Genomic DNA, 22,567 nt, shown 5'->3' with positions numbered 1-22,567 from the left:
GTGAAGACGGATAAACACGTCCAATACCATCTTTTATAAACATACAATATATCATTATGTCTACACATTTATTATTGGCTTTTCGAATCGCAGCACCTCATCGGCGATCAGAGGCTTGCACCGAGCGCGTCAGCTGGCGATGCAAACTGTCGACGATGATCACATGTTTGTGCGGCCCCGCACCTTTCAGGTGAGGGTGGTCGGGCGGCAAATCAGGATGCTCATGCTTTACAGGTAGATCTGCGTCTATTGGCCAGATACGCCATGCCGTAATTAAGCCGAGGCACGCCAGACCCGCCAGCACGAGCATCGTAACCAGGGTTCCGAATTCAGTGATCAACCAGCCGGAAACCGGGTAAAAGACCAACCAGCAGGCGTGTGACAATGCAAACTGCGCTGCAAACACGGAAGGCCGATCTTCAGGATGGGCGGACCGCGTCAGAACACGCCCCCCAGGAGTGAGCATTGCTGAGTACCCCGCGCCGATCGTAAACCAGCCAACCATGATGGTCGACATTGATATAGGAATGGCTACAACGCTGAGGGCCAATAGCGCCAATGCAAGTATGTTCAGTATTGCACCGGATAGCATGACCGCGCGCGCGCTGTGGTGATCCAGCAAGCTCGGGATAGTCATCGCCATCATCATTGACCCTGCCCCGAAAGCGGCAAGAACCAAAGCGACGGCACTTTCTGACAATCCCAAATCACTGCGGACAATGACAACTGTGTTGACAATGACCATGGCGCCCGTAGCAGAGATGACCCAATTTACCGCCAGCAATCCTCGCAATCGGGGCGATCTGAGATATAACCGCATTCCGCGTGTTGTCCGATCGTAGATACCTCTCGGTTTGGAAGGTTTCGGCGATGGCAGCAATACGGATGCAACCAGAACGGCTGATGCAATGAAGCCCAAGACGGTGCCCCAGAACAGATTGTCATAGCTCATGACCGTTAGCAGTGCGGCGGCCAAAATCGGGCTCAACAAGCTCTCCATATCCACGGCCAATCGCGAAAGAGAAAGTGCTTTGGTGTATTCTTTCTCATCCTGCAAGACATCAGGAATGGTTGCCTGAAAGGTCGGTGTGAACCCGGCGGATGCCGATTGGAGGATGAAGATCAGCACATAAATCTGCCATACCTCGGTAACAAAGGGCAACGCCAAGCCGACTGCCGCTCTGACCAGATCTAACGCGACCAACATTACGCGCCGGTCCAGACGTTCCGAGAATGCGGCAGCTAAAGGCGCCACTGTGACATATGCGACCATCTTGATCGTGAGCGCAGTTCCCAGCACCAACGCAGCAGAATCTTCGGCAAGCTGAAAGGCGAGCAAACCGAGAGCCACTGTTGCCAAACCAGTGCCCGACAACGCTACGATTTGGGCGAAGAACAGATGGCGATATGTTCGATTTTTCAGAACTGAAAGCATCGGATCAAAGATATTTGCTAATACTCTTCAATTCTTCCGCGGCTTGCCTGGAATCATCCCTGCCCGTCAGACAGTGATCGATATGGTCGTGAATAAGCGCTCGTTTTGCGTTCGTAACTGCTTTTTCAACCGCGTGTAGTTGCTGCGCAACGTCTGCGCAGGGACTCTGCTGTTCTAACATCTTGATGACTTTCGCAAGATGGCCTTCGGCCCGCTTAAGCCGCGCGATAATCGTTGGGTGTGAGGTGTGCTTGTGATTCATATCACAACCACATATCCCTACCAGGGGGATAGGACAATAGGAAATCCTGCCGCGTCAATATGGGTTCGAAATTTGACTCGATTATACTAGAGATCTGGTTCAAAGGCGCACTGGCATCAACGCTAGCTGACCAGCCCAGTCGCGCTCACAATGAAATTCCGCGTGTATTAATGGCAACTGCTACTCAGCGGCGCTCTTGAGTGAAGCCATAAGGTTGCGAAACTTCTCACCTTGTACGGCGACATGGTCACGCAGCGCATTCGCTGTTTCTTCCGGTACGCCTTTTTTCAGGGCTCTGACAATTTCTTCGTGTTCGGCCATGGACTGGGCCATACGACCACGGAACCGAAGCTGCTGTCGACGGAATGGTTTGAGCCTTCTGTGCAGCTTGGAAGTTTCTTGCTCTAAGAATGCATTGCCGGACTGTTGATAGATGATTCGATGGAACCGCTCGTTTTCCAGATAGTACGCATCGGGATTGCCCGCATCCACGGCCAGTTGGCATTTGCTGTTAGCTTCGGTCAGTTCAAGCAAAGCTTCATCGGAAATGCGCAACGCCGCAAGTCGACCGCAAACGGCTTCAAGCTCGGCCATGACCTCGAACATCTCCATCAGTTCCACCGGACCGGGCTGTCGGACAAAAGCGCCCCGCCGCGCTATCAGATCGACCAACCCCGACAAGGCAAGTCTCTGGAATGCTTCCCTAAGTGGCGTTCGTGAGACCCCGAACTGCTCAGCCAGTTTGACCTCATCTAGACGGTCACCGTCCGAAAATGTCCCGTCAAAAATCAGCTCTTCCAAATCCTGAGCGATGGTATCTGCAAGTCGTTGGTCCATAGGTTTCTGTTTTACTTGTGATTAGGCGAGAACTCAAGAAATCATATCTTGTATACAAAAACCTTGACTAAAAAAACATTACTGCCCTATGCTTCTATTCATCCCCGGCTCATCCGGGACTGAAAACGGGAGGAAAAAATGAAATCAGTGTTCAAAACGGCCGTCGCTGCGTTGGCGCTTGCATCCGCAGGTACATTGGTGTCAGCGGAGGAACTGCGCCTGTCACATCAGTGGTCGAACAAGGACATTCGCCATCAAGTAGCACAGATTGTTGCAGACGAGGTTGCGGCGGCGGACGTCGATCTGGAAATCAAGATTTTCGGCTCGAAATCGCTGTTCAAGCCGCGCGAGCAGTACAAGCCGCTCAGCCGCGGTCAATTGGATATGACCATACTGCCGCTGTCCTACGCCGGCGGTCAGCAGCCTGCCTATAATCTGACGCTGATGCCGGGATTGGTGAAAAACCACGATCACGCTGCCCGTCTGGCCGACTCGCCCTTCATGGAGGCGTTGGAAGAGAAAATGGCTCAGGACGACGTGATGGTGCTGGTGCATGGCTATCTGGCCGGTGGCTTCGCCGGTAAAGACAAGTGCATCACGAACCCTGAGGATGTCGCAGGCCTGCAGACTCGCGCGGCAGGTAAATCCTTTGAGCAGATGCTGGCCGGCGCTGATGCCTCGATCGCATCAATGGCGTCGTCGGAAATCTATAACGCCATGCAAACCGGCGTTTTGCAGGCGGCCAACACGTCGTCCTCGTCCTTTGTCAGCTACCGCATCTACGAGCAGGTTGCCTGCTATACCCCTGCGGGCGATGTGGCGCTGTGGTTCATGTATCAGCCGCTGCTGATGAACAAATCCACCTTCGACGGACTGAACCAAGATCAGCAAGCCGCATTGCTGGCTGCATCGGAAAAGGCACAGGCCTTCTATTTGGAAGAGGCCAAAAAACAGGACGCCAACTCGGCGAAAGTTTTTGCCGACGCCGGTGTTGAGATTGCGGAGATGAGCGCCGAAGACTTCGAAGCATGGCGTACGCTGGCAATGGAAACATCTTACAAGGCCTTCGTAGAAGAGGTTCCTGATGGGCAGGACCTGCTGGACAAGGCTCTGGCAGTCGAATGACCCCATCTTGCCGGGCGGCCTGCCGCCGCTCGGCATCCGATCTTGGTTCTGATCTTCTCTGATCTTCAGACTTAATTGCATCTCAATCACAGGAGGCGCAAATGGCCGGTCATAGCTCTGCCGTTGCTTCCCACACAGGGAACAATCCCTTCCTTCGCTTTGTCGCTGCGCTTTCAACTCTGGCTGGATGGTGTTCCGCAGGCATGATCGTCGCTGCTGTCGCCATCACCTGCCAGATGATCATCGTGCGCTTCGTGCTGAATCAATCGACCATTTGGCAAACCGAAGCGGTCATTTATCTGGTCATCGCCGCAACCCTGGTCGGTCTGCCTTATGTGCAGCGCCTGCGCGGTCACGTGAATGTTGACCTGATCCCGATTTCGCTCGCACCTCGAGCCCGCTTTTACATGGCGATCCTGACTTCGGTTCTGTCCATCGCCATCGTCTCAGTCATGCTGTTCTACGGCTACGAGTATTGGCACTTCGCATGGGAGCGCGGATGGAAATCCGACACCGTTTGGGGCGTTCGCCTGTGGATCCCCTACCTCGCCATCCCAGTTGGCTTTGGTCTGCTGTTGTTGCAACTGATCGCCGATCTCGTCGCCGTCCTGCTTGGCATCGATAAACCATTTGGTCTGGAGTAAAGCCGATGGATCCCCTTCTGCTCGGCGCTATTGTCGCCATCGCCACCATCCTTGTTCTTTTCTCGGGCGTGTCCGTGGCCATCGGCCTGCTGATCGTCTCGGCTGGGTTCCTAATCGTCTTCGACGGCCCGCGCTCGCTGGAACTGATGCCGGAAATCCTGTTCGGCAAACTCGATAACTTCGCCCTTCTGTCGATCCCGATGTTCATCATCATGGGGGCCTCAATCGCCTCTACAAGAGCTGGAGCGGATTTGTACGAAGCGCTGGAACGCTGGCTGACCCGTGTTCCCGGCGGTCTCGTCGTATCAAACCTCGGTGCCTGTGCCCTATTTGCGGCTATGTCCGGTTCGTCACCCGCGACCTGTGCCGCCATCGGCAAGATGGGTATCCCGGAGATGCGCAAACGTGGCTATCCTGACGGCGTCGCCGCCGGTTCGATCGCTGCAGGCGGTACTCTGGGCATCTTGATCCCGCCATCGGTCACCATGATCGTTTACGGTATTGCCACCGAAACCTCGATTGGCCGTCTGTTTCTGGCCGGTGTGATCCCGGGCCTTATGCTGGTGGGTCTTTTCATGGCCTGGTCGCTGTATTCGACCTGGAAATCCGGTGACGCGACTCGTCTGGGTTCGGGCAGCTACACCTGGGCCGAACGGTTCGAGATCCTGCCGCGCGTGCTGCCCTTCCTCGGCATCATTCTGGGTGTGCTTTACGCCATGTATGGCGGTATCGCCACCCCGTCGGAAACGGCTGCTGTCGGTGCCCTGCTCTGCCTGTTGATCGCGATGATCATCTACAAGCTGTGGAACCCCAAGGACATCTGGGTCGTGCTGCGCGACAGCACCAAGGAAAGCGTGATGATCCTGTTCATCATCGCCGCTGCCGGTGTGTTCTCGTACATGCTCAGCTCGCTGTTCATCACACAGGCGATTGCCGAATGGATCGGTACGCTGGACGTGAACCGTTGGGTTCTGATGGGTGCGGTCAACGTGTTCCTGCTGATCGCCGGGTTCTTCCTGCCGCCCGTCGCTGTGATCCTGATGGCAGCACCGATCCTGCTGCCGATCATCACCACCGCTGGCTTCGATCCGATCTGGTTTGCGGTTGTACTGACCATCAACATGGAGATTGGCCTGATCTCGCCCCCTGTCGGCCTGAACCTTTATGTGATCAACGGCATCGCACCGGATATCTCACTGAAGACCATCCTGACAGGCTCTCTCCCCTTCGTGGCCTGCATGGTGATCGCGATTGTCCTGCTGTGCCTGTTCCCCGGTCTGGCCACATGGCTGCCTGACCTGGTGATGGGAGCAGCGGTATGACCCTGCTGGCGGATCTTCTATCCACCGTGTTCGAGCGGCGTTACCGCCGCGACGGCGCGGTGGCTCCGGATGGCCGACCGCTGACCGAACTGGCCGACGCGCTGGTTGGGTCAGCGGGAGAAACTTCTGGGCTGGCGCTGGCCGAGGAAATCCTGACCCGGTTCGATACGCTGAGTGATGACGACAAGCTGGAGTTCTTCCGCTATCTCGCCACCGCCATGAATATCGATCCCGAGGCGGTACGTTCGTCACTGGACGAATACGAGCGCAACCCATCGAAAGCGACCTATCGCAGCTTTGCGGCTGCGGTGGAACCGGCGCGGCAAGAGATGATCCGCCGTCTGAACCGGGTACCCGGTGCCACCGGAGCGCTGGTTCAGATGCGCGCCGACCTATTGCGACTGGGCGGCAAGGAGCCTGAATTGCAGGCACTTGATCTGGATTTCCAGCACCTGTTCGCCAGCTGGTTCAACCGTGGCTTTCTGGTGCTGCGCCCGATCAACTGGGAAAGCCCGGCGCATATTCTGGAAAAGATCATTGCGTATGAGGCGGTCCATGCCATCGACAGCTGGGACGACCTGCGCCGCAGGCTGGAACCCACTGACCGGCGCTGCTTTGCCTTTTTTCATCCCTCGATGCCTGATGAGCCGCTGATCTTTGTCGAAGTGGCGCTAAACAGCGGTATTCCGGGTTCCGTACAGGCCTTGCTCGCCGAAGACCGCGATCCCTTGCCCGAAGATCAGGCCGATACGGCTGTGTTCTACTCGATCTCCAACTGTCAGGCCGGGTTGGCCAGCATCTCTTTCGGCAATTCGCTGATCAAACAGGTGGCCTCGGACCTGTCGGCTGAGTTGGCGGGGCTGAAAACCTTCGTCACGCTCTCGCCAATTCCGGGGCTGACCAAATGGTTGTCGCAGGAAGGCATCGATTGGAACATCGAAGAGCCCGATCAGATGAAAGCACTGGCCGCACATTACCTGTTGAACGCCAAAGGTCGGGGCGATCTGCCGTTCGATCCGGTGGCACGGTTCCATCTTGGCAACGGTGCGCTGGTCCATGCGGTTCATGCCGACGCAGATGTTTCGGACAAGGGCCGGGCACAGTCCGGTGGCACCATGGTCAACTATCTTTATGACCTTGGCCGCGTAGCGCAGAACCACGAACAGTTCGCCAACACCCGCGAGATAATCGCCTCGTCCGAGGCCAAATCGCTTGCCGCGTCAGCCTCTCTCACCACGACACAGGAAAGGTAACCCTTATGGCCAATCCTCTCTATGACGGTTTGTTCGGCGCACATGCCGGTAAAGACACAGCCTTTTTGCAGTTGCTCGACGGAACGACCATCACCCATCAGGACTTCCTGAGCACCGCCGCACAAATCGCCCATGTGGCGACGCAGCTGGGCCTGAAACCCGGCGACCGGGTTGCGGCACAGATCGAGAAATCGCCCGAAGCGCTGGCGCTATATGCTGCCTGTGCGCAGGCAGGTCTTGTATTCCTGCCGCTCAATACCGCTTACACTGTGGATGAATTGACCTATTTCATCGAAAACAGTGGCGCCTCGCTGATCGTTTGTGACAGCCGCAGCGAAGAGAAACTCGCCCCGGTTGGTGCGCAGCTAGGCGCGAAGGTGGAAACCCTGAACGCTGATGGCAGCGGCAGCCTGATGGAGCAGGCTGCAGCAATGCCTGCCAGCTTTGAGACCGTTGACCGTGATGGCGACGATCTGGCCGCATTCCTCTATACATCGGGGACTACAGGCCGATCGAAGGGTGCGATGCTGACCCAGAACAACCTGTTGTCGAATGCACAGACGCTGGTCAAAGAATGGCGCTTCACATCCGACGACGTGCTGCTGCATGCGCTGCCGATCTTTCACACTCACGGACTATTCGTGGCCACCAATGTCACGCTGGCTGCAGGCAGTAGCATCGTTTTTATGCCCAAGTTCGATCTGGATGAGATCATCGGGCGGATGCCCAATGCCACGACCATGATGGGCGTGCCAACCTTCTACACCCGCCTTCTGGACGATGACCGCTTCACCAAGAATCTGGCCGCACATATGCGCCTGTTTGTTTCAGGCTCGGCACCCTTGCTGGCCGAAACCCATGTACAGTTCGAAGAACGCACCGGCCATCGCATCCTTGAACGCTATGGCATGACCGAAACTAACATGAACACCTCGAACCCCTATGACGGTGACCGCCGCGCAGGCACGGTGGGCTTTCCATTGCCTGGGGTCGAGCTGCAGATCTGTGATTCAGACGGCAATGCGCTGGCTCAGGGCGAGATCGGCGAGATCGAGGTGCGCGGGCCCAACGTGTTCAAAGGTTACTGGCAGATGCCGGAGAAGACTGCCGCCGAACTGCGCGAGAACGGGTTTTTCATCACTGGCGATTTGGGTCGGATCGACGAAGACGGCTATGTTCATATTGTTGGCCGCAACAAAGACCTTATTATTTCAGGCGGTTACAACATCTATCCCAAAGAAATCGAGCTGATTCTGGATGACCAGTCCGGCGTGCTGGAAAGCGCCGTTGTGGGCGTTCCACATCCCGATTTCGGCGAAACTGTTCTGGGCGTGATCGTTGCAGAGCGGGGCCAAACCCCCGATCTGGACGCAATGATGGAGGCCGTGCGCGGTAGCTTGGCGCGGTTCAAGCATCCACGCAAACTGATCCTGCTGGACGAACTGCCCCGCAACACCATGGGCAAAGTTCAAAAGAACATCCTGCGCGACCGATACAAAGACATGTTCGTGGCAGCGTAAGATGACCCTCCCCGGCCCAGTAGCCCCTCTTCTCGATAATGCTACGGGCCTAACTTCAACAACCAGGGCAGGCGGACCTGTTCCCTTCTCTGGTTGTTGAATTTTTCTACCTGCTGGAGAACCAGAAATGTATGGAAATATTCTAGTCCCTGTTTCCTTTGATACCGACCGCGACGCGCAAAGAGCGCTGGATGTCGCACAAACTCTCCGCTCGGATGGTGGTCATATTACTCTATTGCATGTCATTGAGCACCTTCCGCAATACACAAGCGACCTGCTTCCTGAAAACCATCTGGATATCGCAAAGACCAGCGTTACTGACAAACTGGGCCCACTAGTCGACGGGGTTGCGGACTCCAAAATTGAAATTGTCGAAGGACAGCCGGGCCGTGGAATTCTCGATTATGCAACGAATAACAATGCAGACTGCATCGTTATCGCAAGCCACCAGCCTGGATTGCAGGATTATCTTCTGGGGTCCACAGCGGCACGCGTAGTCAGGCATGCAAACTGTTCTGTACATGTGGTGCGATAGTCTGGTCTACGGACCAGACGCAACGCCCACACACGACAGTCATACACCGCTAATACATCTGAAATGGCACTGAGCGGTCTATTCCAAGTCGTGTTTACGATATTCTCTAAGAGGAAAAAGAGTGACCAGCCCGAATACGTCTAAAGTGTTAATCCTTCTGGGCCCTCCTGGTGCCGGTAAGGGAACGCAATCCCGACTGCTTGAGCAAAAATTTGACTTGGTTCAGTTGTCGACAGGCGATTTGCTCCGCAGATCGATTGAAAGCGGCAGCGAAACAGGCAAGGCGGTGGAATCTATCATGGCTGAAGGCAGGCTCGTCGGAGATGACATCGTCATTTCGATCTTGCGTGACCGTATGAGCGATTCGGACTGTGCCGGAGGGGTGATATTAGACGGATTTCCACGCACGCTTAGTCAGGCGCGCGCATTGGATCAACTATTGGCGGAAACGGGGCAGCAGATCAGTGCTGTCGTCAGTCTTGCGGTGGATGACAAAAAAATGGTCGACCGCATTTCCGGTCGCTTTACCTGTGCAGGATGTGGCGAAGGTTACCATGATACATTCAAACCGCTTGAGGCAGCGGAACGCTGCGACAATTGCGGAGGCTCTGAGTTTAAGCGCCGTGCTGACGACAAGGCCGAAACAGTCGCTGCACGTCTGATTGAATATCGTGAACAGACTTCACCCTTGATCGACTACTATAGCCATATGGGCGTTTTGGCGAGTGTTAACGCAATGGGACCGATCGAGGCAATCAATCGAAGCATCGAGGCCGCCATATCGTCAAGGTCGTGATTACAAAAGAAAGCAGAGGTATCAGACCTTCGCAATTACGCTTGGCCAAAGCAAAAACAGACCCAAGAAAGGCTGTTCAGACGTCATTTTCTTAAATGCGAAGCGTCTTTGAGAAAAGAAAAGCGCTTGCGGTAATCTCCCGGCGAGAGGTCGACTACTTCGTGAAACATTCGGCGGAATGCTGAAACATCCATATACCTCATATCCCGCGCGATGGTTTCGATACTGGACTGGGATAGTTCCAGCCTCTGACAGGCATTGGTGATGCGAAGCTGTCGCAGGTATTCCGATGGCGTGAAACCCGTGGCCGTCAGGAATCGGAATCCAAAAGTGCGCAGCTCAAGTCGAGCGGTGCGGGCCAATTCGGAAACCGGGATCGGGCCCGCATAACGCATTTGCACCCAATGCTGCGTTCGAAGGATTGCGTTGCCCCCATGAGTCAGGTTGGGCGAAAACGAGATGTAATAGCTCTGCGCCCGCTCGCCAGGGTCGATCAGAAAAAAACCGGGCGACCTGCATCAGTGGTCGCGGTGCGAGCAGGTTGGTGGGCAAAGTGCTACTACCACCTCCAACGAACAAGACAGGGGATGCCAGATTGAGATCGACGTTCACTCGGTCCCAGATCTATTGTTCATAAGGCATCACCAAATTGGACGATGTCGTGCTAGGAGGTTTAGTCGATAAGATCTTTGCGACGCATGTAAGGTGCGCTCTGCAGCATTCCAGCCACTACTTGAGCACCCATTACGGAGAGCAGTCCCATGACCGTCGGAGATGATGCCATTGGGACAGTCATCACGACAGGCGCCGCTCGCACATTATTGATCGCAGCCTTGCACTCGTATTTTGCGACAAGGCTTCGCGCGCACTGTCTGAGGAAAACCCGGCGAGGAAGGTTGTGATGACTGCAGCCCATGTCACCAATGGGGTGTCGAAGAACGGGGCAATTACACGGCCTGCGGTGACCTCAAGTATCAACCCTATGGCAGCCCAAAAGAGGATCGAACTGATTGTGAACAAGAACATCAATGCGATCCAGTCAAAAGCCACCTTAATTCGCGAGTTGCTCCTGAGTTTCAGGTTATCTGCGTATCGATCTATTGTTATGCCGGTAAAAAAGAGTTTCGGAATACAAGCAAAATGAGAAGTCCACTGCGACTGAGCTTCGCAAGTGTTGTTATTGCCCGCGCCTACGCAGTGTCATGTTTTGTATTTAAGTGATTTTCTTTTCGCTCTTTCAGCAGGTTCGTCAACCAATCCGGGTCCATCTCGGGAACCGAACTTAGCAGCAGCTTTGTATAGTCCGGGAAGGGTTCGGATAGAACGGTATTCTTCAATCCCTGCTCGACGACTTGACCATTCAGCATCACAACAATCTCGTCCGAAATAGCCTCGACCGTGGCAATGTCATGCGTGATGAACAGATAGGAAATTCCGCGCTCCTTTTGTAGGCGCATCAGCAATTGCAGTATGCCTTCCTGCACAATCTGGTCCAGTGCGGACGTCACTTCGTCACAAATAATCACCTCAGGGTCGGCGGCCAGAGCGCGAGCAATGCAAATTCTCTGTTTTTGTCCGCCGGACAATTCGCTGGGAAGACGATCATAGAAGTCTTCCGACAACTCGATGGCTTCAAGCAGTTCGATGACCCGGTCCTCCTGCGCCCGGCCCCGCAGACCATGATAAAATTCCAGCGGACGTCCAATGATTTCGCCTACGGTTTGACGCGGGTTCATCGCGGTATCGGCCATCTGATAGATCATCTGAATTCTGCGCAGCTGATCACGGCTGCGGTTTTTCAGTTCGTTTGGCAGGACCTCGCCATTGAACGTGACCTGCCCGCTTGTGGCGGGCAGCAAGCCGGTGATCACCCGCGCCGTGGTCGATTTACCAGATCCGGATTCGCCGACAATCGACACCGTGCGCCCGCGCGGCAGGCTGATTGACACATTGTGCAACACCTTGGCGCTCTTGCCATAGGCCGCATCCACACCGTCAATTTTAAGGATGATATCATCCGAAGTCTCGGCTTGTTTTTGCAACAGACGCACGGACCAGAGGGATTTGGTATACTCTTGCTCGGGCGCAGACAGCATTTTGCGCGTTTCCGCCTCTTCTACCTCTTCTCCATAGCGCAGCACCTTGATCCGGTCCGCCATCTGCGCGACCACCGCCAGGTCATGGGTTATGTAGATTGCGGCGGTATGAAATTCTTCGACGATCCGGCGCATAGCAGTCAGAACTTCGACCTGGGTCGTCACATCCAGCGCAGTTGTCGGTTCGTCGAAAATGATCAGATCGGGACGGGGTGACATCGCCATGGCTGTCATGATCCGCTGTAACTGGCCACCGGAGACCTGATGCGGATAGCGGTCACCAATCGTTTCGGGATGCGGTAACGACAACGAGGCATAAAGCGCGCGGGCATCCTCACGCGCGACATTCTCGGGTTGCAGTCCTTCGCGCACCGTTGCAGCAACGGTCTGATCCAACAACTTATGCGCCGGGTTGAACGACGCAGCCGCCGATTGGGCCACATAGGCTATCCGCGATCCCCACAGATGCTGCAGCGCGTGGTCGTCCAGATCCCGCAACTCCTGCCCCTTGAACCGGATCGAACCGCCCGTGATACGACAGCCGGGCTGCGTGTATCCCATAGCCGCTTTGCCCAGCGTCGACTTGCCCGCGCCACTTTCGCCTATCAGGCCCAGCACCTCACCGCGCTTCAGGGTCAGGTTGACACCTTTGATGATCGGATTCCACTTTTCGTCCGAGAACCCCTCGATACGGATGTCGCGCATATCCAGCAGAAGGTCAGTCTCAGTGTTCATCGCGTAATCCGCTTGTTTTGTGCAAGAACCAGTCGACGACAAAGTTGACCGCCACAGTGATCAACGCGATCGAGGCAGCGGGCAGCAGTGGCGTGATCCCGGCCTTGAAATCATATTTGGCGAACTGGATCAGGTTGGCGGTCTCGCGCACCATGGTGCCCCAATCGGCGGTGGGGGGCTGAATACCGACGCCCAGAAAGCTGAGCGCAGCGATGGTTAGGAACACGAAACAGAATCGCAGCCCGAACTCGGCCACCAGCGGAGGCATGATGTTGGGCAAAATCTCGCGACGCATCACCCAAGGCAGTTTTTCGCCGCGCAGCCGGGCTGCCTCGACATAATCCATCACTGCCACGTTCACCGCCACAGCGCGAGTCAGGCGGAACACGCGGGTTGAATCCAGAATCGCAATAATCAAAATCAACGACAGCGCCGACGAGCCGAAAATCGACAGCAGCATCAGCGCGAAAATCAGGCTGGGAATGGCCATAAATACATCTACGCCCCGGCTGATCAATTGATCCAGCCAACTGCGGTTAATCGCAGCGATCAGCCCCAGACCGCCTCCGATGAAGAACGCCAGCAGCGTAGTGAAAAAAGCGATACCGATGGTGTTGCGCGCGCCATAGATCAGCCGCGACAGGATATCACGCCCGATCTGGTCGGTACCCAGCCAATGCTCGGACGACCAGGGTGCGTAAGGCGTCGGGAATACCTCGGCCTCACCATAAGGCGCGATGACCGGCGCTCCGATTGCCATGATTAGATAGAACAGGATCACAAACATGCCGAAAATTGCTGTCGGCGGCGCTTTCTTCAGCTCGATCCAAATACGCTCGCGCTTGCTGCGACGGGTCCGCACGCGACCCACCTCGGCGGCGGCTGAATATGTCTTGCTTGTCTGGCTCATTTTGGGTGCAGAAGCCTCGGGTTGGTGACGATTCCAATGATGTCGGCAATCAGGTTCAGAAGGACATATGTGGCGGCGAATATCAGGGCGCACGCCTGAACCACCGGGATATCGCGCGAGCTGACAGCATCGACCATCAGTTGGCCGACGCCGGGATAGACGAACACCACCTCGACCACGACCACTCCAACTACCAGATAGGCCAGGTTGAACGCGACCACCGTTGAAATTGGCGCCCACGCATTGGGCAGCGCGTGATGCAGAACCACGCGGCGGGCGTTCTCTCCTTTCAACCGCGCCATCTCGACATAGGGTGAAGCTAGAAGACTGATCAGCGAAGCCCGCGTCATACGCATCATGTGCGCGACGATTACAAGTGTCAGTGTAAGCGCAGGTAATATGCATTTGACGATCCGCTCGACCAGCGGCATCCCTGGCTCCACATTGGCCAACGACGGCAACACCGGCCATAGCGTTCCGAACAGCAAAATCAGGATATAGGCCACGAAGAACTCGGGGAACGAGATCGCCGTCAAGGTGCTGGCGCTGGCCAGCTTATCATAGAGCGAATTGCGCCACAGCGCGGTGGTGATACCCAGAAACAGCGCTAGCGGAACCGAGATCAGCGCCGCCATACCCGCAAGAAACAATGTATTCCATAAGCGCGGTGCGACCAGTTCCACTACCGGACGTGATCGATCCACACCCGAACTCGCCCGACCTGAGAACGACGTTCCAGATCCCCGGTCGCCAACGCACCGATCCAGTCGAAATATCGGATATAGGCAGGTTTATCGAGGCCAAGCTCGGCCCGGATCACCTTTCCTGTCCTCTCAGATGCAGAAACTGCAGAGCGGCCGGATTTCGCGTCGTATCTTCATATCAAGCGCTCTGGCTGCGGGCCTTGCCATTCCGGCGGCACTGAGCCTATCCGGACAAGCACTTGCGCAGGTCCCTAAAAAAGGCGGAGCGATCAAATTTGGCTTTGGCAGCGGTTCGACTACCGACTTTTTAGACCCAGCAACCTATGAAGGCACGATCAAAACCGCTGTCGCCTATCTGTTCGGCAACAACTTGGTCGAATTAGACGCAAACGGAAATTTAGTGCCCGAACTCGCGACCGAGTATTCCTCGAACGACGCAATCACTTGGGTATTCACCCTGCGTGAAGGGGTCGAGTTCCACAACGACCAAACCCTTACCCCTGCCGTTGTCATCGCCACAATCGACCACCACTGTGGCGAAGGATCGAAATCTGCGGTGAACGGTTTGGTTGCCCAAATCAAATCGATGCGCGCCGATGGCAACAACGTGGTGTTCGAGCTGGATCCGGCAAATGCCGACTTCCCATCATCCTGTCTGGCTATCACTTAGTCATTATGCCTTCGACCGATGGCAAATTGACCGACCCACAATCCGGAATTGGCACCGGTGGCTAATTCATTGAGGTGTACGAGCCTGGCGCACAGGCGAAGCCGCCGATCGCTTCAACGCCATCGTGGTCGAGGCCCGCGCAGAGCTGGACGACGCCAAACGCCGCACACTGTATGCCGAGGCGCAGACTTTGGTTCATGATGATGGTGGTGCGATCGTTCCGATGTTCGCCAATCATATCATGGGTGTTGCCAAAACCGTCGCCCAGGGCGAGATCGCCGCGAATTGGGAAATGGATGGTGCCAAAGCCCCTGAACGCTGGTGGCTTGCCTGATCGAGCGCTCGCCGTCTGACGGCCCGTTTCGGCAGATTTCGGGCCTGCTACGCCGAAAGATGTCGCTTGCAGGCCTTTCTGTCGCAATCCAGCTTGCTGCGGCTATCTTGAAACTGCACATTTCGCCCATGACACAGACTGATATTCCGAATCCTACGGACCGCCGCGCAACCGGCTGTGATCTTGTGATCCTTGCATAAAGCAGGGCCTCGGGCCTTTTGCTTCACGCTGCGATTATAGAAATTTCGGAAGACCTCATGACAACTCAAACGCTGCGCCTGGCCATCGATATTGGCGGCACCTTCACCGATACGGTTCTTGTCTCCGGCGAAGAGACAATCCTGGCCTCCACCAAGACCCTGACCACCCATCAGAACCCTGCCGACGGCGCCATGGAAGGGGCCGCGCGAGTAGTGCAGCAATCGGGCCGGACGCTGGATCAGGTGACCGGCTTTATCCACGGCACCACCCTGGCGACCAATGCGCTGATCGAACGTCGCGGCGCGGTGGTGGCGACGGTGACCACCGAAGGCTTTCGCGACATCCTGGAAATCGCGTATGAGCGGCGTTATTCGCAATACGATATCAACCTCGAGAAGCCTGACCTGCTGGTGCCGCGCGAGCGTGCTCTGACCGTGCGCGAACGCATGTCGGCGGGTGGTCAGGTATTGATCGAGCTCGAAGACTCGGCCATCGACGCACTGCTGGCCGATATCGACGCGAGCGGCGCAGAGGCCATAGCGATCTGCCTGATGCACGCTTATGCCAACCCCGCCCATGAACGCCGCCTACGCGATGTGCTGGCTGAGAAGCGGCCCGATCTGACCGTCTCGATCTCGTCCGAGGTCAGCCCCGAGGCGCGCGAGTTCGACCGGCTGTGCACCACCGTTGCCAATGCTTATATCCAGCCGCTGATGCAGACCTATCTGGCCCGTTTCGTCGACCGGTTCGAGGCCGAGGGCGTGACCTGTCCGATCCTGATGATGACGGCGGGCGGCGGCATGTGCACCGTGCGCACCGCCGCGCGTTTTCCGATCCGGCTGGTGGAATCCGGCCCCGCCGGAGGGGCCATTCTGGCCGCCCGCATCGCCGCCCGCACCGGGCTGGATCAGGTGCTGTCCTTTGACGTTGGCGGCACCACCGCTAAGATGTGCCTGATCGACAAGGCCCGCCCGCAGACCTCGCGCCAGTTCGAGATCGCCCGCGCCGCGCGGTTCATAAAGGGCTCGGGCATGCCAGTGCGCATCCCGGTGATAGAGATGATCGAGATCGGCGCGGGCGGTGGGTCCATCGCCGGGGTTGACCGGCTGGGACGCCTGACCGTGGGTCCGAAATCGGCGGGGTCTGAACCCGGACCCGTGGCCTTCATGCGCGGCGGCACCGAGCCCACTGTGACAGACAGCGACATTACGCTGGGCTACATCGTGCCCGACACATTTGCCGAGGGGCATATCAAGCTGGACCCCGAAGGCTCGAAACAGTCGCTGAGCCGGGTGATCGGGTCGAAACTAGATCTCGATGCCGTTGGCTCAGCCGACGGCGTCAGCCGCATCGTCGACGAAAGCATGGCCAGCGCGGGCCGGATGCACGCGGTGGAATCGGGCAAGGATCTTGGACCGCGCACGATGATTGCCTTTGGCGGCAACGGGCCGTTGCATGCCAGCCGGGTGGCACGGTCCGCCGGGGTCAGCCGCATTGTAATCCCGCCCAATCCGGGCGTGGGGTCTGCCGTGGGCTTCCTGTTCGCACCCGTGTCGTTCGAAATCGTCCGCTCGCGCTATTCGCTGTTGGACAGCATGGACATGGATGAGATCAACGCGCTGTTCGACGCAATGATTTCCGAAGCCAAAGGCGTGGTTGCCCAGGGCGCGGGCAATGCCCCGACCGAAACCCACCGCACAGCCTTCATGCGCTACAACGGTCAGGGTCACGAGATCGAGATCACTCTGTCCGACCGGCATCTGACGGCAGACGATATTGCACCGCTGACCACCGCCTTTGAGGAAGAATATCGCAAGCAGTTCTCACGCCCGGTGCCGGGGATGCAGATCGAGATTCTCAACTGGGCGGTGCGCGTCGCCACAAGCGACTGCGCCGTGCCGCCAGTACCGGAAACTCCGGCGTTGGCTACTATCACCGCAACCGAATCCCGCCCGATCACCTGCGATGTGGACGGGGCGCTGAGACAAGCCGCATTCGTGGCGCGGGCTGACCTACACCCCGGCGATCGCATACAAGGCCCCGCCCTGATCCACGAACCGCAGACCACCACGCTGGTCTCGGCCGATTTCTCGGCCCATGTGGATGCCATAGGAAACCTCGTCCTGGTTCAGGACCAGAAAGGAGGCGCATGATGACGACCGATCTGTCCCCCGCCCGCCTACAAGTGATGTGGAACCGTTTGCTGGCGGTGGTCGAGGAACAGGGCCAGACCCTGATCCGCGCCGCCTTTTCGCCCATCGTGCGCGAATGCGGCGATATCTCCGCCGGGATCTTCGACGTCAACGGCCGGATGCTGGCACAGGCGGTGACCGGCACGCCGGGCCATATCAACACCATGGCCGAAGCGGTGCAGCACCTGCGCGCCGCCTTCCCGGTTCAGACCATGAAACCGGGCGATATCTACATGACCAACGATCCGTGGCTGGCCTCGGGGCATTTGAACGACTTCCTGCTGATGATGCCCGCGTTCAAGGATGGCAAGGTAGTGGGCTTCACCTCATGCACCTCGCATCTGGTTGATCTGGGTGGTCTGGGCATGGGGCCGGAAGGGTCCGACATCTATGACGAGGGGCTGCTGATTCCGCCCTGTAAACTGGTCGAGGAAGGCATCCCCAACGCGCTGCTGCTGGACATCATCCGCGCCAACAGCCGCGAGCCCATCGCCAACGAGGGCGACATCTATGCCCTGATCGCCTGTTGCGAGGCCGGGGTGAACCGGCTGGTCAGTATGATGGAAGAGTTCGGCCTGACCGATCTGGATGCGCTGGGGTCCTACATCATCGACACTTCGCGCCGTGGCACGCTTGAGGCCATCGCCGAGGTGCCCAAAGGTATCTACAAAAACGTCCTGAAAATGGATGGCTATGAGAATGAGCTGGAGTTGCACGCAACCCTGACCGTCAGTAAATCGGGGATGCATGTGGATTTCACCGGCACCTCGGGTTGTTCGCGCAAGGGCATCAACGTGCCGCTGAACTATGCTACCGCCTATACGGTGTTTGCGCTGCGCTGCATCGTCGGCTCGGACATCCCCAACAATGCCGGATCGCTGGAGCCGTTCACCGTCGACGGCCCCAAGGGCTGCATCCTGAACGCACAGCGCCCGGTGCCGGTGGCGATGCGGCACACGCTGGGTCAGGTGACACCCGATCTGGTGCTGGGCTGTCTGCATCAGGCACTACCTGATGAAGTGCCCGCCGAGGGCGCAAGCTGCATGTTCGACCTGCCCATGCGCCACGCCCCCGAGGTGGCCCGCGATGGTGGGCGCGAATTCGCAGTGGAACCGGTACATAATGGCGGCACCGGCGCGCGGCCTCATGCGGACGGGCTGTCAGCCACCGCCTACCCCTCGGGCGTGTTCGGTTCGCAGGTGGAGATCACCGAAAGCGTCGCGCCCGTCACCATCTGGCGGCGCGAACTGCGTGCGGATTCCGGCGGCGCGGGCAAGTATCGCGGCGGGCTGGGGCAGCGGATCGAGATGACCTCGTCCAACGGTGCGCCCTTCATCGTGTTCCTGTCGGTCGAGCGGCTGAAATTCCCCGCCCTGGGCCGCATGGGCGGTCAGCCCGGCGCGCCGGGGCGCATCCGGTTCCGTGATGGCGACAGCGACATTCCCGGCAAGGGAGAGCTGCGGGTCGAAGGCGGCGATTATCTGATCTTCGACACTCCCGGTGGTGGCGGTTTCGGCGATCCGGGCGACCGCAACTCGGATGCGCTGGCGCTGGACCTCAAACGCGGTTTGGTCAGTGCCGAGGGGGCCAAAGCTTACGGAGGTGACACATGATCCGTCCGGTTTCTTATGTCGGCGCCATGGGCGCCTATGCGCTGGCCGATCTGGGTGCCGAAGGCACAATCTCGCTGGCGCAGAACGAAAGCGCCTTTCCGGCCAGTCCGTCCGCCGTGGCGGCCGGGCAGGCAGCGCTGGCTGATCTGACGCTCTACCCTGATCCCGAATGGCCCGACATGCGCGCGGCCATTGCCGGGGTACACGGGGTCGACCCGGCGCGGGTGCTGTGTGGCGCGGGCTCGATGGAGCTGATCGGCTGCCTGATCCGCGCCTTTGCCGGGCCCGGCGATCACGTGCTGGGCACGCAGTATGGCTATGCCTTCGTGGCCTCGGCCACGGCGCAGGCGCAGGCCAAATACGTCGCCGCGCCCGAGGTCGATCTGACCGTATCCGTCGACGCGGTTCTGGCCGCCGTCACCCCGGCGACCCGTATCGTGTTTGTCTGTAACCCGGGCAATCCCACCGGCACCCTGATCCCGAATGCCGACATCCTGCGCCTGCGCAACGCGCTACCCGGCGACGTGCTGCTGGTGGTCGATCAGGCCTATGCCGAGTTCGCCGACCAAGCCAACGATCCAGCAGAGATTTTCGCGCTGGCTGATCGGGGGGATACCGTGATCACCCGCACCTTCTCCAAGGCTTACGGGCTTGCCGGGGCGCGCGCCGGGTGGGGCTATTTCCCCACCGACATCGCCAGAGAGCTGCGCAAGCTGTTGAACCCCAACAACATCTCGATTGCCTCGCAGGCTGCGGCAGCGGCGGCGATGCGCGATCAGGCGCATATGCGGGACGTGGTCGCGAAAACGGCAACCATTCGCGATCGGTTCGCGGAGGACTGCCGCGATCTGGGGCTGATCGTGCCGGACAGCCACACCAATTTCGTGCTGATCCACTTTGCCTCGACCGAGCAGGCGCACCAGGCCGACGCTGCGCTACGGGCCGAGAAACTGCTGATGCGCGGTATGGGCGGCTATGGTCTGTCCGACTGCCTGCGCGCCACGATCTGCAACACACCGGTGATGGATCGCTGTCTGGCCGTTCTGAGAAAGGTAACGTCATGAGCCACGAAACGCGTACCCGGGCCAAGATCGGCGTTCTGGTGCCCTTCACCAACACCAACCTCGAGGCCGATATGGCCTTGATGCGCTGCCCGCACACCACCGTGCATTTCCAGCGCATGGGTGGTTATGATGTCGATGAAATCCCCGGTTCTGACCAGATGGCGGGGCTTGGGGCCTCGGACATCAGCCACGATTTGCGGATGATTTCGGGCGTGCGGCCAGATGTGGTGTTGTACGGCTGCACCTCGGCCACGCTGACCCATGGACCGTCTTTCGACGCCGGTCTGGCGCAGCAGATCAAGGCCGGATCGGGAGCGCAATCGCTGACAGCCGCCGGATCGCTGATCGCCGCCATTCAGGCGCTTGGGGTGACGAAAGTGGGCTTTTCCTCGCCCTATCTGGGCGAAATCAACACGCAGGCGATGGATTTCATGGCCGCAAACGGCATCGAAACCGTGCGCTGCGCCGATGTTGGCCGCGAGCTGGGCAATTACGGGCAGGGAGAGCTGACCCCGGACGAGGTTTACGACCTCGCCTGTGAGGCAGACCACCCGGACGCGCAAGCCGTCGTGCTCAGCTGCACCGACATGCGCGCAGTCGAGGCCATCGCGCAGATCGAGGACACGCTGGACAAGCCGGTAGTGACCTCAAATCAGGCGATGATGTTCTGCATGATGCGGGCGCTGGGTCTGCCACGCCACGAGGCGCTGCCGGGCCGGTTGTTCGATCTGCTGTAACCGAACCGGGGCAGCGGTCGACCCCCCTGCCCCGATATTCCATCAGGGTTCGCCGCTGCCGATCTCTTCCTTGCGTTTGGCGATATAGGCATCCAGCTCCTCACGCACGGAGGGATCCATCTCGGGCATCTGATACTCGCGTAGCGCCTGCTGCCAAACCTCGGTGGCGCGTTGCAGGGCGTCCTTGGCTCCGGCCGCCTCCCAGTTTTCATAGTTCTGCCAGTCGGACAGCATCGGTTTGTAGAACGCGGTTTCATAGCGTTCCATCGTGTGATCGACGCCAAAGAAATGGCCGCCAGTGGGCACCGATTTGATGGTGTCCAGGCCCAGTTCATCCGTGTTAAATTTCATCGGTTTGAGGAATTCCATCATGTTCTGGATGATCTCGATATCCATAACGAATTTCTCGTAAGATGCGGTCAGCCCGCCTTCAAGCCAGCCGGCGGCATGATAGACGATATTAGCCCCTCCCAGAACCGCGCCCCAGGTGGCCATCATCGTTTCGTATGCCGCCTGCAAATCCACCACGTTGGACGCATTTGCATTCGATGTCCGGTACGGAATGCCATAGCGCCGCGCCAACTGCCCGCCGACAATATTCGCCTTGGCATTCTCCGGTGTACCAAAGGCCGGAGCCCCAGATTTCATGTCCACATTCGAGGTGAACGAGCCATACATGACAGGCGCTCCCGGGCTGACCAACTGCGTCAGCACCACACCGAACAGCGCCTCGGCGTTCTGTTGCGCCAGCGCGGCAGGCAGCGTGACCGGTGTCATGGCCCCCATCAGAGTGAACGGCGTGACCGTCACCGGTTGACCATACTCGGCCATCGCGATCAGGCCGTCACCCATGGCATCGTCGAACAGGCGCGGAGAGTTCACCGAAATGATTGTGATCACCCCCGGATCGCCGCGCATGTCCTCGGGTTTCTGACCGCGCGAAATCGCCATCATGTTGATGCCATCCATCGCCCGCCCGCGCCCGATAGCGGTGCAGTGAAAGCTCAGGTCGCTATAGCTCAGGTTGGCGTTGTAGGTGTCCAGATGGCGGTTGTTGGCGGGCATTTCGATCGGGGCCATCACCTGATTGCCGATCAGATGGATAGCGTTGAAGTGATGCGCCAACCGGATGAAGTTGCAATAGTCATCATAATTACCCTGACGGCGGCCATTGATACAGTCATGTACGTTCGGCGGCCCGGCAACCAAACCAAAATTCACATGATCGCCGCCCAGCGTAATCTGTTTCGCGCGGTTGCGAGAGGTCAGCGTGAATTCCGAGGGCACCGTTTTCAACGCTTCGGCGACAATGGTTTCGTCCATACGGATGGTCTTGGTGTCGCGGTCTACGATGGCCCCCGCGCGTTCGAAAATGTCCATAACATTGTCGCCCATCACCCGGATACCGGCCTCGGACAGAATGCGCATCGAGGTTGTATGCAGCTGATCCATCTGTTCAGGGTTCAACAGCTCGAACGGCGGATAGCTGTTGCGCACCTGTTGCCAGGGCAGCTGTTCGATTCCCGCCGCCGCGCGCCCGGATTTGCCGCGTCGCCCGCCGCTGCGTCTGTCTCGTGCCATT

The 22,567-nt window shown here is 58.0% G+C and carries 21 protein-coding genes and 1 pseudogene; 14 read left to right on the top strand and 8 right to left on the bottom strand.

What is annotated here, in order from left to right:
• Window positions 1-97: 97 nt before the first annotated feature.
• The 3 genes from ACR0DE_RS01915 to ACR0DE_RS01905 form a co-directional block, all read right to left on the bottom strand.
• Window positions 98-1,435 (bottom strand): MFS transporter, encoded by a 1,338-nt coding sequence (locus ACR0DE_RS01915; protein WP_480751462.1) that lies wholly within the window; start codon window positions 1,433-1,435, stop codon window positions 98-100.
• Window positions 1,436-1,439: 4 nt separating this feature from the next.
• Window positions 1,440-1,697 carry a metal-sensing transcriptional repressor gene (locus tag ACR0DE_RS01910; protein WP_170465639.1) on the bottom strand — a complete coding sequence of 86 codons (258 nt, stop codon included), beginning with the start codon at window positions 1,695-1,697 and terminating at the stop codon, window positions 1,440-1,442.
• A 180-nt stretch (window positions 1,698-1,877) separates the two neighbouring features.
• Entirely contained in the window at window positions 1,878-2,534 is a 657-nt protein-coding gene (locus tag ACR0DE_RS01905; protein WP_170423179.1) for a GntR family transcriptional regulator, read from the bottom strand.
• Window positions 2,535-2,672: 138 nt separating this feature from the next.
• On the opposite strand from ACR0DE_RS01905, the gene dctP reads away from it, so the two are divergent.
• The 7 genes from dctP (at window position 2,673) to ACR0DE_RS01870 (ending at window position 9,729) form a co-directional block, all read left to right on the top strand.
• Window positions 2,673-3,659 carry a TRAP transporter substrate-binding protein DctP gene (gene dctP, locus ACR0DE_RS01900; protein ID WP_170423177.1) on the top strand — a complete coding sequence of 329 codons (987 nt, stop codon included), beginning with the start codon at window positions 2,673-2,675 and terminating at the stop codon, window positions 3,657-3,659.
• Window positions 3,660-3,760: 101 nt separating this feature from the next.
• Entirely contained in the window at window positions 3,761-4,303 is a 543-nt protein-coding gene (locus ACR0DE_RS01895; protein WP_170423175.1) for a TRAP transporter small permease, read from the top strand.
• Between the two features lie 5 nt (window positions 4,304-4,308).
• Window positions 4,309-5,625 carry a TRAP transporter large permease gene (locus tag ACR0DE_RS01890; RefSeq protein WP_170423173.1) on the top strand — a complete coding sequence of 439 codons (1,317 nt, stop codon included), beginning with the start codon at window positions 4,309-4,311 and terminating at the stop codon, window positions 5,623-5,625.
• A complete protein-coding gene (locus tag ACR0DE_RS01885) occupies window positions 5,622-6,878 on the top strand; it encodes a malonyl-CoA decarboxylase (protein ID WP_480751458.1) in 1,257 nt (418 codons plus the stop codon). Before ACR0DE_RS01890 ends, ACR0DE_RS01885 begins: the two co-directional genes overlap by 4 nt.
• 5 nt (window positions 6,879-6,883) lie before the next feature.
• Window positions 6,884-8,398 (top strand): malonate--CoA ligase, encoded by a 1,515-nt coding sequence (locus ACR0DE_RS01880; RefSeq protein ID WP_170465649.1) that lies wholly within the window; start codon window positions 6,884-6,886, stop codon window positions 8,396-8,398.
• Between the two features lie 127 nt (window positions 8,399-8,525).
• Complete coding sequence (locus tag ACR0DE_RS01875; protein WP_480751455.1) at window positions 8,526-8,933, top strand: universal stress protein; 408 nt, start codon at window positions 8,526-8,528, stop codon at window positions 8,931-8,933.
• 121 nt (window positions 8,934-9,054) lie between these two features.
• Window positions 9,055-9,729, top strand: coding sequence for an adenylate kinase (locus tag ACR0DE_RS01870; RefSeq protein ID WP_170511624.1), 675 nt, complete (start codon window positions 9,055-9,057; stop codon window positions 9,727-9,729).
• A gap of 83 nt (window positions 9,730-9,812) precedes the next feature.
• Here ACR0DE_RS01870 and ACR0DE_RS01865 read toward each other — a convergent pair whose 3' ends face one another.
• Window positions 9,813-10,124 carry a helix-turn-helix domain-containing protein gene (locus ACR0DE_RS01865; RefSeq protein ID WP_480454537.1) on the bottom strand — a complete coding sequence of 104 codons (312 nt, stop codon included), beginning with the start codon at window positions 10,122-10,124 and terminating at the stop codon, window positions 9,813-9,815.
• 506 nt (window positions 10,125-10,630) lie between these two features.
• Here ACR0DE_RS01865 and ACR0DE_RS01860 point away from each other — a divergent pair.
• A complete protein-coding gene (locus ACR0DE_RS01860; RefSeq protein ID WP_170511620.1) occupies window positions 10,631-10,873 on the top strand; it encodes a hypothetical protein in 243 nt (80 codons plus the stop codon).
• A 46-nt stretch (window positions 10,874-10,919) separates the two neighbouring features.
• Here ACR0DE_RS01860 and ACR0DE_RS01855 read toward each other — a convergent pair whose 3' ends face one another.
• The 3 genes and pseudogenes from ACR0DE_RS01855 to ACR0DE_RS01845 all read right to left on the bottom strand — a co-directional run.
• The gene (locus ACR0DE_RS01855) at window positions 10,920-12,560 is read right to left on the bottom strand and encodes an ABC transporter ATP-binding protein (protein WP_170511618.1); all 1,641 of its coding nucleotides are present in this window, start codon (window positions 12,558-12,560) and stop codon (window positions 10,920-10,922) included.
• Entirely contained in the window at window positions 12,550-13,470 is a 921-nt protein-coding gene (locus ACR0DE_RS01850; RefSeq protein ID WP_223118569.1) for an ABC transporter permease, read from the bottom strand. Before ACR0DE_RS01850 ends, ACR0DE_RS01855 begins: the two co-directional genes overlap by 11 nt.
• Window positions 13,467-14,290 (bottom strand): annotated as a pseudogene (locus ACR0DE_RS01845) (ABC transporter permease); the annotation flags it as partial. The pseudogene ACR0DE_RS01845 and the gene ACR0DE_RS01850, both read right to left, overlap by 4 nt.
• Before the next feature lie 17 nt (window positions 14,291-14,307).
• Here ACR0DE_RS01845 and ACR0DE_RS01840 point away from each other — a divergent pair.
• The 6 genes from ACR0DE_RS01840 to ACR0DE_RS01815 all read left to right on the top strand — a co-directional run bounded on the left by ACR0DE_RS01840 (window position 14,308) and on the right by ACR0DE_RS01815 (window position 20,985).
• The gene (locus tag ACR0DE_RS01840; protein WP_480751448.1) at window positions 14,308-14,844 is read left to right on the top strand and encodes an ABC transporter substrate-binding protein; all 537 of its coding nucleotides are present in this window, start codon (window positions 14,308-14,310) and stop codon (window positions 14,842-14,844) included.
• Window positions 14,845-14,968: 124 nt separating this feature from the next.
• Window positions 14,969-15,178, top strand: coding sequence for a hypothetical protein (locus tag ACR0DE_RS01835; RefSeq protein WP_480439034.1), 210 nt, complete (start codon window positions 14,969-14,971; stop codon window positions 15,176-15,178).
• 257 nt (window positions 15,179-15,435) lie between these two features.
• Window positions 15,436-17,532: a hydantoinase/oxoprolinase family protein gene (locus ACR0DE_RS01830; RefSeq protein ID WP_480751444.1), complete on the top strand. Its 2,097-nt coding sequence runs from the start codon at window positions 15,436-15,438 to the stop codon at window positions 17,530-17,532.
• Window positions 17,532-19,184 (top strand): hydantoinase B/oxoprolinase family protein, encoded by a 1,653-nt coding sequence (locus ACR0DE_RS01825; RefSeq protein ID WP_480436452.1) that lies wholly within the window; start codon window positions 17,532-17,534, stop codon window positions 19,182-19,184. The genes ACR0DE_RS01830 and ACR0DE_RS01825 overlap by 1 nt, the downstream gene beginning before the upstream one ends.
• Entirely contained in the window at window positions 19,181-20,248 is a 1,068-nt protein-coding gene (locus tag ACR0DE_RS01820; RefSeq protein ID WP_480751440.1) for a pyridoxal phosphate-dependent aminotransferase, read from the top strand. The genes ACR0DE_RS01825 and ACR0DE_RS01820 overlap by 4 nt, the downstream gene beginning before the upstream one ends.
• Window positions 20,245-20,985, top strand: a complete 741-nt coding sequence (locus tag ACR0DE_RS01815; RefSeq protein ID WP_480751436.1) for a maleate cis-trans isomerase family protein — start codon at window positions 20,245-20,247, stop codon at window positions 20,983-20,985. Before ACR0DE_RS01820 ends, ACR0DE_RS01815 begins: the two co-directional genes overlap by 4 nt.
• Window positions 20,986-21,027: 42 nt before the next feature.
• Here ACR0DE_RS01815 and ACR0DE_RS01810 read toward each other — a convergent pair whose 3' ends face one another.
• Window positions 21,028-22,566: a trimethylamine methyltransferase family protein gene (locus ACR0DE_RS01810; protein ID WP_480568324.1), complete on the bottom strand. Its 1,539-nt coding sequence runs from the start codon at window positions 22,564-22,566 to the stop codon at window positions 21,028-21,030.
• Window position 22,567: the final 1 nt, after the last annotated feature.

The sequence above is a fragment of the Ruegeria sp. C10 genome, from assembly GCF_056537805.1.
Note: the sequence above shows the minus strand (reverse complement) of the source record. Positions and strands in the feature narration are given on the sequence as shown.